Annotated in this window: 11 protein-coding genes; 4 read left to right on the forward strand and 7 right to left on the reverse strand. The window is 69.4% G+C overall.

What is annotated here, in order from left to right; genetic code table 11:
- Nucleotides 1–33: 33 nt before the first annotated feature.
- From tsaD to IAQ70_RS21715, 6 genes are all read right to left on the reverse strand, one after another.
- Nucleotides 34–1,176 (reverse strand): tRNA (adenosine(37)-N6)-threonylcarbamoyltransferase complex transferase subunit TsaD, encoded by a 1,143-nt coding sequence (gene tsaD / locus IAQ70_RS21690; protein ID WP_190992024.1) that lies wholly within the window; start codon nucleotides 1,174–1,176, stop codon nucleotides 34–36.
- Nucleotides 1,173–1,679 (reverse strand): ribosomal protein S18-alanine N-acetyltransferase, encoded by a 507-nt coding sequence (gene rimI, locus IAQ70_RS21695; protein WP_190992035.1) that lies wholly within the window; start codon nucleotides 1,677–1,679, stop codon nucleotides 1,173–1,175. Before rimI ends, tsaD begins: the two co-directional genes overlap by 4 nt.
- 53 nt (nucleotides 1,680–1,732) lie before the next feature.
- Complete coding sequence (gene tsaB, locus IAQ70_RS21700; protein WP_190992025.1) at nucleotides 1,733–2,404, reverse strand: tRNA (adenosine(37)-N6)-threonylcarbamoyltransferase complex dimerization subunit type 1 TsaB; 672 nt, start codon at nucleotides 2,402–2,404, stop codon at nucleotides 1,733–1,735.
- Complete coding sequence (gene tsaE, locus IAQ70_RS21705; RefSeq protein WP_190992036.1) at nucleotides 2,404–2,952, reverse strand: tRNA (adenosine(37)-N6)-threonylcarbamoyltransferase complex ATPase subunit type 1 TsaE; 549 nt, start codon at nucleotides 2,950–2,952, stop codon at nucleotides 2,404–2,406. The genes tsaB and tsaE overlap by 1 nt, the downstream gene beginning before the upstream one ends.
- A 50-nt stretch (nucleotides 2,953–3,002) precedes the next feature.
- On the reverse strand, nucleotides 3,003–4,238 hold the full coding sequence (gene alr / locus IAQ70_RS21710) for an alanine racemase (RefSeq protein WP_190992026.1): 1,236 nt from the start codon (nucleotides 4,236–4,238) through the stop codon (nucleotides 3,003–3,005).
- Between the two features lie 118 nt (nucleotides 4,239–4,356).
- Nucleotides 4,357–5,448 carry a PfkB family carbohydrate kinase gene (locus IAQ70_RS21715; RefSeq protein ID WP_190992027.1) on the reverse strand — a complete coding sequence of 364 codons (1,092 nt, stop codon included), beginning with the start codon at nucleotides 5,446–5,448 and terminating at the stop codon, nucleotides 4,357–4,359.
- A 71-nt stretch (nucleotides 5,449–5,519) separates the two neighbouring features.
- Between IAQ70_RS21715 and IAQ70_RS21720 the strand changes: the two genes are divergently transcribed.
- The 3 genes from IAQ70_RS21720 to IAQ70_RS21730 all read left to right on the forward strand — a co-directional run bounded on the left by IAQ70_RS21720 (nucleotide 5,520) and on the right by IAQ70_RS21730 (nucleotide 10,101).
- Nucleotides 5,520–7,055, forward strand: coding sequence for a family 4 glycosyl hydrolase (locus tag IAQ70_RS21720; protein ID WP_190992028.1), 1,536 nt, complete (start codon nucleotides 5,520–5,522; stop codon nucleotides 7,053–7,055).
- Nucleotides 7,056–7,116: 61 nt separating this feature from the next.
- Nucleotides 7,117–8,409, forward strand: coding sequence for a D-inositol-3-phosphate glycosyltransferase (gene mshA / locus IAQ70_RS21725; protein ID WP_190992029.1), 1,293 nt, complete (start codon nucleotides 7,117–7,119; stop codon nucleotides 8,407–8,409).
- A 9-nt stretch (nucleotides 8,410–8,418) separates the two neighbouring features.
- Nucleotides 8,419–10,101 carry a formate--tetrahydrofolate ligase gene (locus IAQ70_RS21730; protein WP_190992030.1) on the forward strand — a complete coding sequence of 561 codons (1,683 nt, stop codon included), beginning with the start codon at nucleotides 8,419–8,421 and terminating at the stop codon, nucleotides 10,099–10,101.
- A gap of 174 nt (nucleotides 10,102–10,275) precedes the next feature.
- Here the strand turns inward: IAQ70_RS21730 and IAQ70_RS21735 are convergent, their stop codons facing one another.
- Nucleotides 10,276–10,791, reverse strand: coding sequence for a DUF2306 domain-containing protein (locus IAQ70_RS21735; RefSeq protein ID WP_190992031.1), 516 nt, complete (start codon nucleotides 10,789–10,791; stop codon nucleotides 10,276–10,278).
- Between the two features lie 95 nt (nucleotides 10,792–10,886).
- On the opposite strand from IAQ70_RS21735, the gene IAQ70_RS21740 reads away from it, so the two are divergent.
- Complete coding sequence (locus IAQ70_RS21740) at nucleotides 10,887–11,510, forward strand: MerR family transcriptional regulator (RefSeq protein WP_190992032.1); 624 nt, start codon at nucleotides 10,887–10,889, stop codon at nucleotides 11,508–11,510.
- Nucleotides 11,511–11,534 lie beyond the last annotated feature (24 nt).

Below are 11,534 nucleotides of genomic sequence, written 5' to 3' on the forward strand. Positions count from 1 at the left end.
CCCGCGACGGTTCACAGGGGGTCGAGGGACGGGTCAGGCGGGGAGGGACACCGCGGTGACCGGCATCGAGGAGTCCGGGGCAAAGCCGATGCCGCTCGGCCCGATCCCCGCCATCACCAGCTGCGCGCCCAGGGCCGCCACCATGGCCCCGTTGTCCGTGCAGAGGTCCAGCGGCGGCACGTGGAGCCTGATTCCGGCCGACGCACAGCGCTGGCCGGTGAGCTCCCGCAGCCTGGAGTTGGCCGCCACTCCCCCGCCCAGCAGGACGTCCTTGATTCCGTGCTCGCGGCAGGCCAGCACGGCCTTGGACGTAATCACGTCCACCACCGCTTCCTGGAAGGCTGCGGCGATGTCGGCCACCGGCACCTCTTCGCCGCGGGCTTCGAACTGCTCGACGCAACGCGCGACGGCGGTCTTTAGTCCGCTGAAGGACCAGTCGTAGCGGTGCGGGCCGGGTTCCTCCGCGGTGCCCATGTACTTCGGCTGGCTGAGGCCGCGCGGGAACCTGATGGCCTTGGGGTTGCCGGTGCGGGCCAGCCTGTCGATGGCCGGGCCGCCGGGGTAGCCCAGGCCCAGGATGCGGGCCACTTTGTCGTAGGCTTCGCCGGCGGCGTCGTCAATCGTGGAGCCGAGGAGCTGAACGTCGCTGGTGATGCTGTTGATCTTGAGGATCTCGGTGTGGCCGCCGGAGACCAGCAGCGCGCCGAGGTTGTCGGGCAGGCGCGGGGCACCCGCGGCGCCCGCCGCCACAGAAGCCGGGGACCCGCCGTCGGGCTTTGCACCGCCGTTCGGGATACCGTCCAGGAGCCCGACGCCGACGTGCGCCACCAGGTGGTTGATGGCATAAAGCGGTTTGCCGGTCGCGAGGGCGAGGGCCTTGGCCGCGCACACTCCCACCATCAGCGCACCGGCCAGCCCGGGGCCGGAGGTGACCGCGATGGCGTCCACATCCTCCAGCTTCACGCCGGCATCGGCCAGGGCCTGGCGCAGCGTGGGGACAAAGGCGTCAAGGTGCGCGCGGGAGGCGATCTCCGGGATCACCCCGCCGAAGCGCACGTGCTCGTCCATCGAGGAGGACACGGTGTTGGTGAGCAGCGTGGTGCCGCGGACAATGCCCACGCCGGTTTCGTCGCAGGAGGATTCGATGCCCAGCACCAGGGGCTGCGAGCGGTTCATGCCTGTCCTGCTTCCGTTGTCGGGCCGTCGGCTGCCGGGCCGTCGGCTGTTGAGGGGCGGGGCGGGGCGGGGCCGTCGGGCACCAGCTGCAGCCGCATGATGAGGGCGTCGACGCCGTCGCGGTAATACTTGCGGCGCACGTGGATCTGTTCGAAGCCGAACCGCACGTACAGCTGCTGGGCCCGCGGGTTGTCCTCGCGGACCTCCAGCAGGACATCAGCTGCGCGGCGGCGCCGTGCCTCGTCGATCAGCCGGGTCAGGAGGGCCGAGCCGATCCCCCGCCCTTCGAATTCAGGCACGACGGCGATCGTCTGGACGTCCGCGATCGGCTCGATGCACATCAGGCCGGCGTAGCCCACAATCTCCCCGCCGCTCTCGGCCACCGTGTAGCGGCGCGTTTCCGGCTGGGACAGTTCCGCCAGGAACATCTCCACCGGCCACGCGTCGGCGGGGAACAGCCGCTGTTCGAGGGCGTTCACCGCGGGCACATCCTCGAGCGCCATGTCGCGGAAAACCACGCCGTCGGCGCCGGAACGGCCGGTGCCGGCCGGCGCGCTCACAGCGCCCGCTTCCGCGGTCCGGGGACCTGGGCGTCGGATTCGCGCAGGTACAGGGGCGTGGAGTCGAGGAGTTGAGCGCCGGAAGCGAGCCGGGCCAGGGCGAACTGGCCCAGATACAGCGCGTCGGGCTGCTCCTTGCTGAAGCCGGGATCAGCGCGCAGGACGTCGCTGTAGAGTCCGGCGCCGGCCCCGTACGCCGGGAGGTCCGGCAGGTCTGCTGCGAAACTGACGTGGGGGCCGTCCTCCAGCCGGGGCAGTTGACCGTCCGCCAGGCTGTAACGGGCCCAGTAGACCTCCTTGCGCCGGGCGTCGGTGACCACGAGGAACTCGGCCGCGGCGTCGGTGGATTCGGCCACTTCGAGGGCGACGGCGTCGAGGCTCATCAGGCCGTGCAGCGGCTTGTCCCAGACGAAGGCGAGCGCGCGGGCGGTGGCGATTCCTGAGCGCAGGCCGGTGAAGGGACCCGGTCCCACCCCAACGACGATCGCGTCAATGTCCTGGCCGGCGACGCCGGCGGACGAAAGCAGGTCCTCGATGCCGGGGGCCAGTACTTCGGCGTGGCTACGGGTGTCCTCCGTGGCGAAGCTGGCCACTTCGCCTTCGAGGGCGTCGTCCGAGACAAGGGCTGCGCTGGCCACGGCGGAGGTGTCGATCGCAAGAATGAGCATCAGGGTGTCCCTTCGAAGGCGCCGCCGAGGACGGGCTTGGTGCTCCAGCGGGGACCAAAGCCGCGCAGCACGATGGTGCGGGGCTCGTCGTCGTCCTCGGTGTCGAAGTCCAGGATGTCGGTGTGGCCGGGGATCGGTTCCGACGCGCCCACGGCGTCCAGCCCGATGGCGCGGTGCAGGTCCACTTCCAGGCGGCTTTCGCTCAGGTGCTCCACCCGGCCGCGCCCCCACTCCACCACGGTCACGGCCGAGTCCAGCGTGTTTTCCAGGTCAATATCGTCAATTTCCGAGGCCGATCCCAGCCGGTATGCGTCCACGTGCACCAGGTCCGGGCCGCCGGGCCGGGGGCCGTCAGGCAGGTTGGGATGGATACGCACCAGGACGAAAGTGGGCGAAATGATGCCCGCGCGCACGCCCAGGCCCTCGCCGAGACCCTGCGTGAACGTGGTTTTCCCGGCACCCAGCTCGCCGGTCAGCACCAGCAGGTCACCGGCCTGAAGCACCTCCCCCAAAGCCGCGCCGAGCGCGTGGGTCTGGTCCGCCGTCATGACCCTGAGCGTCTGTTCCCAGGTGGGCAGCTCTGCCTGGGCGGGCACGCTCACGGCGTGACCTTCTCGGCCGACTGCGGAGCAGGAGAATGCCCGACGGCGGGACTTTCGTTAATGAACCGGCGCGGCACCCGGGGGCTGATCCGGGTGACGATCTCGTAGTTGTTGGTCCCGGCGGCGGCCGCCCAGTCGTCGGCCGTGGGGCCGCCGTCGTCCCCGGTGCCGAACAGCACCGCCTCGGCACCGAAGAGGTCCGAGCCGGCGGGGCCGATGTTGCCGACGTCGATGACCATCTGGTCCATGGCGATCCGGCCCACCACGGGGTAGGTCCGGCCGGCCACCCGGACCGGGCCGCCGGTGGCCACGCGCGGCACGCCGTCGGCGTAGCCGAGCGGGATCAGGGCCAGGCTGCTCGGGCCGCTGGTGCGGTAGCGGAGGCCGTAGGAGACGCCCTGCCCGTCGGGGACGTCCTTGCACTGGGACACGAGGGTGCGCAGCGTCATGGCCGGCCGCAGTCCCAGCTCGGCCGAGGTCTGGCCTTCAAACGGGGAGAGGCCGTAGATGCCGAGGCCCACGCGCACCAGGTCGAAGTGCGTGTCGGGGCGGGACAGCGTGGCCGGGGTGTTGGCGAGGTGGCGGACCTCGGGGTCCACGCCCGCGTCCTCGGCCACAGCAAGCACGTCGCGGAAGACGGCCAACTGCTCGTCGGTTTCCGGCCGTTCGGGCTCATCGGCCACGGCGAGGTGCGAAAAAATGCCCACCACGCGCAGGAGGCCCTGGTCCTGGTACTCCATGGCCTCGCCCACCAGCTGGTCCCAGGATTCGAGCGTTGCACCATTCCGGCCCAGGCCCGTGTCCACTTTCAGGTGGATCCTCGCTGGGCGCTCCTGGTCGCGTGCGGCAGCCACAATGCGCCCCAGCTCCCAGCCGGAGCAGCCGATGTCGACGCCGGCAGCAACCGCCGCGGCGAAGTTGCTTTCCGTGGTGTGCAGCCAGGCCAGCAGCGGTGCGTCAATGCCGGCCGCCCGCAGTGTCAAGGCCTCGGAGATGTGCGCAACGCCCAGCCAGGAGGCACCGGCCTCAAGGGCGGCCCGGGCCACCGGGACCGCGCCGTGCCCGTAGGCGTCGGCCTTCACCACGGCCATGACCTTGGCGGGCGAGGCCGCGTCGGCCAGCCGGCGGACGTTGTGGCGGATGGCGTCCAGGTCGATCACGGCGGACCGCTCGTACAGAGGATCCGTTCCTGGGGACGCACGGAAGTCACCGGATGCTGCGGGGTAAGTCACCCTAGTGATTCTAGTGCGAGCCGCCCAGCCGCACGTCACGGCCCGATAATCGCCGGCTCTCAGGCGCCGCGCGGGCACCCCAGGGTGGCACCCGCGGCGCGCCGCCCGCCGTCGGGCTTTACGCGTCCGAGAGGTGCGCGATGGTGGCGCCGGCCCTACGCTGGGCGGCCTGCGGAACGTCGCTGACAATGTCGGCGAGGAAGCCGAAGCGGCGGAGCCACTGGCTGCTCTGGCGTTCCGGCCGGGCGTTGGCGCGCTTCCACCAGTCGGCGATGTCGCCCCAGCCGGGCGCCGCCAGTGAACCGCCCACTTCCTGCACCGCCAGGGAAGCGCAAAGGTTGGCGAAGCGGAGCCGGTTCCCCAGCGGCCAGCCCGCGAGGCTGCCCACAATGAAGGCCGCGTCGAAGCAGTCGCCGGCGCCCGTGGGATCGAAGGCCGTCACCGGCAACGACGGCACCCACTCCTCCTCCCCCGTTTCGGAGTCCACGGCCATGGCACCCTGCACGCCGAGTGTCACCACGGCCACCGGCACCCGGTCGGCCAAGGCATACAGCGCCGACCACGGGTTGTCCTTCCCGGTGAAGGCCATCGCCTCGCGCTGGTTGGGCAGGAACGCATGGAAGTACTGCAGGTTCTCCAGCCGGACCGGCGCCCATTCCCCGCTGGGGTCCCAGCCCACGTCCCCGAACAGTTTGACCCCCGCCTGGTGCGCGGCCTTTGCCCACGGTTCAATTTCGATGCCGAGCTCGGCGATCCCGGCGAGCGCCCGGGGCGGCGGGCCGATCAGTTCGGACGCCGTCACCGGCGCAGGGTGGCCGTGCGTCACCAGGGAACGGTCTTGCTGGACGCTGAGCGAGACCGTGACCGGCGAATGCCACCCCGGAACACGGCGCGACAGGCTGAGGTCCACGTGCTCCTGCCCGGCCAGGATCTTCCAGTTGTAGTCACCGTAACCGTCGTCCCCGAAGGCGGCGGCGAGCCCGGTCTTCAGGCCCAGCCTCGCCGCGGCAATGGCCTGGTTCGCCACGCCGCCGGGACAGCTGCCCATTCCCTCGCTCCAGATTTCGGTGCCGGGCTCGGGCGCGTGCGGCAGGCCGGTGAAGATGATGTCCTGGAAAACTGTGCCCGCCAGGATGAGGTCGAACCCGCCGTCGGCCTGCGTTCGGACGGACGAAAGCGGATCGAAACGGCGGTCCGGGATGGCGTCCATGTCCGGCAGACTACGCCCTGCCGCAGCGCCGCGATAGGGGCGGGTCCGCGGCACGGCCTACACTGCTGACTATGCGGCTCATGATTGCCGGCGGCGGCGGGTTCCGCGTGCCTCTTGTGTACCGGGCGCTGGTCTCTGGCCCCTTCGCCGGGCTGGTCAGCGAACTGGTGCTGTTCGACGTCGACCCGGACCGGCTCAGTGCCATCGCCGCAGTCCTGCGGGCCATGCCAACGCCCGCCATGCCAACGCCCGACGGCGGGGCTGCTGCCGGCGGCGGCGCGCCCGACGGCGGCACTCACCTCACTGCGCGGCCACCCGCCGTCCGCACCACCACGTCCCTGCCGGACGCCCTCCGCGGGACGGACCTCGTGTTCGCGGCCATCCGCCCCGGCGGCACGGCAGGCCGCGTCGCCGACGAACGTGTGGCCCAGGACCTCGGCCTGCTTGGCCAGGAAACCACGGGCGCCGGCGGCATTTCCTACGCCCTGCGGACCATCCCCGAAATGCTGGACCTGGCCCGACACATGCGGGAACTCTGCCCCGACGCCTGGCTGATCAACTTCACCAACCCAGCGGGCATGGTCACGGAAGCGCTCGTGCCTGTCCTTGGCCGCAAAGTCATCGGGATCTGCGATTCCGCTGGCGGGCTGGTGCACAGGGCGGCCCGCGCGGCCGGCCTCTCCCTGCCGGAAGGCAGGCTCGACGGCGTGGGCTACTACGGCCTGAACCACCTGGGCTGGCTGTACCGGCTGGAGTCCGGGGGCCGGGATCTGCTGCCGGGGTTGCTGGCCAACCCGGCCGCCCTCGCGTCCTTTGAAGAAGGCCGGCTTTTCCCGCAGCCGTTCCTCGCTGAGCTCGGCGCCCTGCCCAATGAATACCTCTATTACTACTACCAGCGGGACCGTGCGGCTGCGGCCATGCGTGCCCTGGCGGTCACGCGCGGCGAGTCCATCCGCCTCCAGCAGGCCGAGCTGTATCCGCGGCTCGCCGCTTCCGGAGCAGACGCGTACCGGCTGTGGGACGCCGCCCGCCGCTCCCGCGAGGAAGGCTACCTCGCCGAGGCGCGGACCCACGGTGAGCAGCGCGACGAGGCCGACCTCGCCGGCGGCGGCTACGAACGCGTCGCCCTGGCCGTGATGCGCGCGCTGGCCGGCGGGTCGTCCGGCGGGTCATCCGGCGCCGCTCCGGGCGCCTCCCCCGGCGCTGGCGACACGCAACTGATCCTCAACACCCCCAACACCCTTCCCGCCGGCCCTGCCGGACCCACCAGACCCGCCGGCGCGAGTCCGGCGCGAGAAGCCCCACCCAAGCCGGCCATTCCCGGATTGCCGGCGGACGCCGTCGTCGAGGTTCCCTGCACGGTAACGCCCGACGGCGCGGCGCCGCTTCCGCAGTCGGCCCCCACGGCGGAGCAACTTGCCTTGCTGCGCCGGGTCAAGGAGGTGGAGCAGCTGACCGTCCGGGCCGCGACGCACGGCGACCGGGCTGCCGCCGTCGAGGCCTTCAGCCGGCATCCGCTGGTGGACTCAGCTGACCTTGGGGCGGCGCTGCTGGCCGGCTACGAGCACGCGTTCCCGGCGCTGGGTGCACTGTGGCGGCAGGAGTAGTGTTTTACCGAGTGCACAACAGCCGGGGCGGACGCCGCGCCGGCGGCGGGAAGGAGGGGCGATGACACTGATCCGCAGGGTCGCATTACTCTCCCTCCACACCTCCCCCATGGAGCAGCCGGGATCCGGTGACGCCGGCGGGATGAACGTCTACATCCGCGAACTGGCCTCCGCCTTGGCCGAATCCGGCGTCGAAGTGGAGATCTTCACGCGCTCCACCTCGGCCAAGCAGGCCGCCGTCGAGCACCCCGACCCTGGCGTGTGCGTCCACAACGTGCTTGCCGGGCCGCCGCGGAAAATCCCCAAGGAGGAACTGCCGGCGCTGCTGCACAGCATGGTGGCCGAAATCGAGCAGATCCGCCAGCGCCAGCCGCACGGCCGCTACGACGTCATCCATTCGCACTACTGGGTGTCCGGGATCGCAGGCTTGGAGCTGTCCGAGCTCTGGGGCGTGCCGCTGGTCCACACCATGCACACCATGGCCAAGGTCAAGAACCTCCTGCTGGAGTCCGGCGAACAGCCCGAGCCGCGGCGGCGCGAAGAGGGCGAACACCGGATCGTGGACGGCGCAACGCGCCTGATCGCCAACACCAGCGCAGAAGCCACGGAACTGGTCGACCACTACGGTGCCGATCCCGACCGGATCGATGTGGCGCCGCCGGGCGTGGACCTCAGCACCTTCACGCCGGCCTTCCGCGCCCGGTCCCGGGCTGAGCGCGGCGTCCCGCCGGAGACCTTCCATCTGGTCTTCGCCGGCCGCATCCAGCGGCTGAAAGGCCCGCAGGTCCTGCTCAAGGCCGCGGCGCTGCTGCGCACCCGGCGTCCGGAGATCGACCTCCGGCTCACCATCCTCGGGGCCCTGAGCGGCAACAAGGACTTCAACCTCCGGCAGCTGATCGCCGAGTCTGGGATGGACGACGTCGTCACGCACCTTCCCCCGGTCGGCGCGGCCGAGCTCGCGTCCTGGTTCAGGGCGGCCGACGTTGTGGTGATGCCGTCCTACAGCGAGTCGTTCGGGCTGGTGGCCATTGAAGCGCAGGCGTGCGGGACCCCCGTGGTGGGCACGCGGGTGGGCGGCCTGTCGCGGGCCATCCAGCATGGCCGGACCGGGCTGCTGGTGGACGGGCACCACGCCAAGGACTGGGCTGACGCGCTCGAAGCCATGTACGACGATCCGGACACCCGCGCCGACATGGGGCGGGCCGCCTCCATCCGGGCGGAGAACCTCGGCTGGAACCGCACAGCCGCCATCACGCTGGAAACGTACCACGCCGCCGTCGACGAGAAACTGGCCGGTCGACCGGCCCCGCCCCTGCCCACCATTGCGGGGGCCCCGGCCGTCGCGGCGCCCTAAGGAGCTTGAATGTCCGGCCTGATTCCCCAGAACGACCTCGAAATCGCGAGGCAGGCCGTCATCCGGCCCATCGAGCAAGTTGCGGCCGAAGCGGGCATCAACTCCGCAGCTTTGGAACTTTACGGCCGGTACAAAGCCAAGGTTGATCCATCCCTTCTGACGGCCCCGGAGCCCTTCGGACGGGTTGTGCTCGTGTCCGCCATGTCGCCCACTCCCGCCGGGGAGGGGAAGTCCACCACCACGGTCGGGCTTGCCGACTCGCTGGCCCGGGCGGGCCACAGGGTGATGATCGCGCTGCGGGAGCCGTCGCTCGGCCCGGTGCTGGGCATGAAGGGCGGGGCCACCGGTGGCGGCTATTCCCAGGTGCTGCCGATGGACGAGATCAACCTGCACTTCACGGGCGACTTCCACGCCGTGACCTCAGCGAACAACGCCCTGATGGCCCTCGTGGACAACCACATCTACCAGGGCAATGAGCTGAACATCGACCCGCGCCGGATGACCTTCAAGCGGGTCCTGGACATGAACGACCGATCCCTCCGCGAGGTGATCATCGGCCTGGGCGGGCCGACCCAGGGTGTGCCGCGCCAGGACGGGTTCGACATTACGGTGGCCTCGGAGATCATGGCCGTCTTCTGCCTGGCGACGGATCTGGCCGATCTCCGCGAGCGCCTGGGCCGCATCACCTTCGGCTACACCTACGACCGGGTTCCTGTCACCGTGGCGGACCTCGGCGTTCAGGGGGCGCTGACGCTGCTTCTCAAGGAAGCCATCAAGCCGAACCTCGTCCAGACCATCGCCGGCACGCCCGCCTTGGTTCACGGCGGCCCGTTCGCCAACATCGCACACGGCTGCAATTCGCTGATCGCCACCCAGACGGCCCGGCGGCTCGCTGACATCGTGGTCACGGAAGCCGGCTTCGGCGCCGACCTGGGTGCGGAGAAGTACATGGACATCAAGGCCCGGGTGGCTGACGTTGCGCCGTCCGCCGTCGTGGTGGTGGCAACTGTCCGCGCGCTCAAGATGCACGGCGGCGTGCCCAAGGACCGGCTCACGGAACCCGACCTCGAGGCGCTGCACGCCGGCGTCGCCAATCTCCGGCGGCACGTGCTCAACGTGGAGAAGTTCGGCGTGGTGCCGGTGGTGGCCATCAACAGGTTCTCGTCAGATACTGCGGAGGAACTCGACTGGCTCCTGGAGTGGTGTGCCGCGGAAGGTGTGCCGGCCGCCGTGGCTGACGTGTGGGGACGGGGCGGTGGCGGCGACGGCGGTGACGAGCTCGCCGCGAAGGTGGCGGCGGCGATCGCTGCGCCGAAGAGGTTCCGGCACCTATACCCGCTGGAGCTGCCTGTGGAGGAGAAGATCCGGACCATCGCTCAGGAGATCTACGGTGCGGACGGCGTGGACTTCTCCGTCCCGGCCCTCAAGCGGCTGGCGGACATCGAAAAGAACGGCTGGTCCGGATTGCCGGTCTGCATGGCCAAGACCCAGTACTCCTTCACCGACGACGCCTCCCGGCTCGGCGCGCCCAAAGGCTTCACCATCCACGTCCGCGACCTCATCCCCAAGACCGGCGCGGGCTTCATCGTCGCGTTGACGGGGGCCGTCATGACGATGCCTGGCCTGCCCGCCGCCCCCGCCGCCATGCGCATGGACGTGGACGGCGAAGGCAACCCGGTGGGCCTCACCTAACCAAACGCTCTCTCACTTAATGTGGGTTTCCGGCGAACGCTCTCTCACTTAACGTGGGTTTTCGGCGAACGCTCTCTCACTTAACGTGCGTTTTCCCCTGACGCTCTCTCACTTATTGTGGGTTTTCGGGAAACCCTCTTGCACTTCCCCCGAGCCCAGTGAGGATGATGGCGGTCAGGCACCGGTGCGGGCATCCGCCGCCTGCACGGCATCAGCAGTCCGGCTCGTGCCGCCTACCCCGCCACCGCGCTTCAGCGAAACGAAAATCACCAGCGTACTCAGCACCACGAGCCCGCAGACGAAGGCCACGGAAGAGGGGTCGGTTGCGAGCAACTCCGGAATGGCACGGCCCGGCACTGTCACGGCAAAAACGAAGGCCACGCCAATGCCAATGTAGCTGCCAACCATGTTGCCCAAGTGCGAACGGATGTTGCGGCGGATGGCACTCACCAGGCCCAGCGTCACGGTCACGATGGTGAAGGCAGATAGCCCGTGGAGCCAGCTGAAATGCCCTTCGGACACAATCCAGAAACTGCTGAAGCAGACGTAATACATGGCTGAAACCCAGAGGTACCCGATGCTGCGGTGGATTCGGTCACGCCGCCGCCGAAAAATTTGCAGCGGCCCGATGGCGAGGACAAAGAGTGCAGCAATCACGTGACTGACGAGTAGTACATTCCACGGCTCCATAGCCTTAGGATAGAGCCACTATCCAACGGTGTACATCAGGATAGCCAGCGCGTGATTCACTATCCTGCCAGCCATGGCAGGAGCGAGGGGCAACGGTGCAGCTCAATGAACTGAGTGATCGGTCAGGCATCTCGCCCGCGAGCATCAAGTACTACCTGCGTGAAGGCCTGCTGCCGGCCGGCGAGGCTATCCACGCAACCCGCGCGGAGTATTCAGCCAGGCACGTTGAACGTCTCGAACTGATCCAGGCACTCCGGCGGATCGTGGGCCTGAACATCGGGCAGATCCGCCTCCTCGTGACAATGGCCGACGACGGCGTGCCCCGCCTTGATCTCCTCGCCGCGGTTCAGCGCGTGGTTCTGAGTCTTGAAAACTACGCGACAGCTATCGGCGGGGAACCCGCAGCCGCAACTGACGCCGTCGTGCGTCTCCGCGGATGGCCGGATGCGCCGAGTGACGCCCGGAACGCACTGGCCGCCCACCTTCAGCTGATGGCGAGCCTCAACATTCCTGCCTCAGCGGACGTGCTGAAGACCTACAGCAGGGCGGCGGACGACGTCGCCGGAATCGACATAGCGGCCACCACCGCCCCGGAGAGCATCGACAAGCTGATCCTCACGGCCGCCGTCGGCATGCATATGCACAGTCAGCTTCTGCTGAAACTTTTGGCACTCGCGCAGGCCAGCCACGCCATCCGCCGTTATCAGGATGGCGCTTAAAGCCGTGACGCTCCCCCACCGGAG

The sequence above is a fragment of the Pseudarthrobacter sulfonivorans genome (assembly GCF_014712225.1).
Classification (GTDB): domain Bacteria; phylum Actinomycetota; class Actinomycetes; order Actinomycetales; family Micrococcaceae; genus Arthrobacter; species Arthrobacter sulfonivorans.

Bases quoted from the DNA above. Each gene is read 5' to 3' on its own strand.
- tsaE (WP_190992036.1), bottom strand. From the start codon at position 2,952: ATGACGGCGGACCAGACCCACGCGCTCGGCGCGGCTTTGGGGGAGGTG.
- IAQ70_RS21720 (WP_190992028.1), top strand. From the start codon at position 5,520: ATGCGGCTCATGATTGCCGGCGGCGGCGGGTTCCGCGTGCCTCTTGTG.
- tsaD (WP_190992024.1), bottom strand. From the start codon at position 1,176: ATGAACCGCTCGCAGCCCCTGGTGCTGGGCATCGAATCCTCCTGCGAC.
- mshA (WP_190992029.1), top strand. From the start codon at position 7,117: ATGACACTGATCCGCAGGGTCGCATTACTCTCCCTCCACACCTCCCCC.
- IAQ70_RS21715 (WP_190992027.1), bottom strand. From the start codon at position 5,448: ATGGACGCCATCCCGGACCGCCGTTTCGATCCGCTTTCGTCCGTCCGA.
- IAQ70_RS21735 (WP_190992031.1), bottom strand. From the start codon at position 10,791: ATGGAGCCGTGGAATGTACTACTCGTCAGTCACGTGATTGCTGCACTC.
- tsaB (WP_190992025.1), bottom strand. From the start codon at position 2,404: ATGCTCATTCTTGCGATCGACACCTCCGCCGTGGCCAGCGCAGCCCTT.
- rimI (WP_190992035.1), bottom strand. From the start codon at position 1,679: ATGGCGCTCGAGGATGTGCCCGCGGTGAACGCCCTCGAACAGCGGCTG.
- IAQ70_RS21730 (WP_190992030.1), top strand. From the start codon at position 8,419: ATGTCCGGCCTGATTCCCCAGAACGACCTCGAAATCGCGAGGCAGGCC.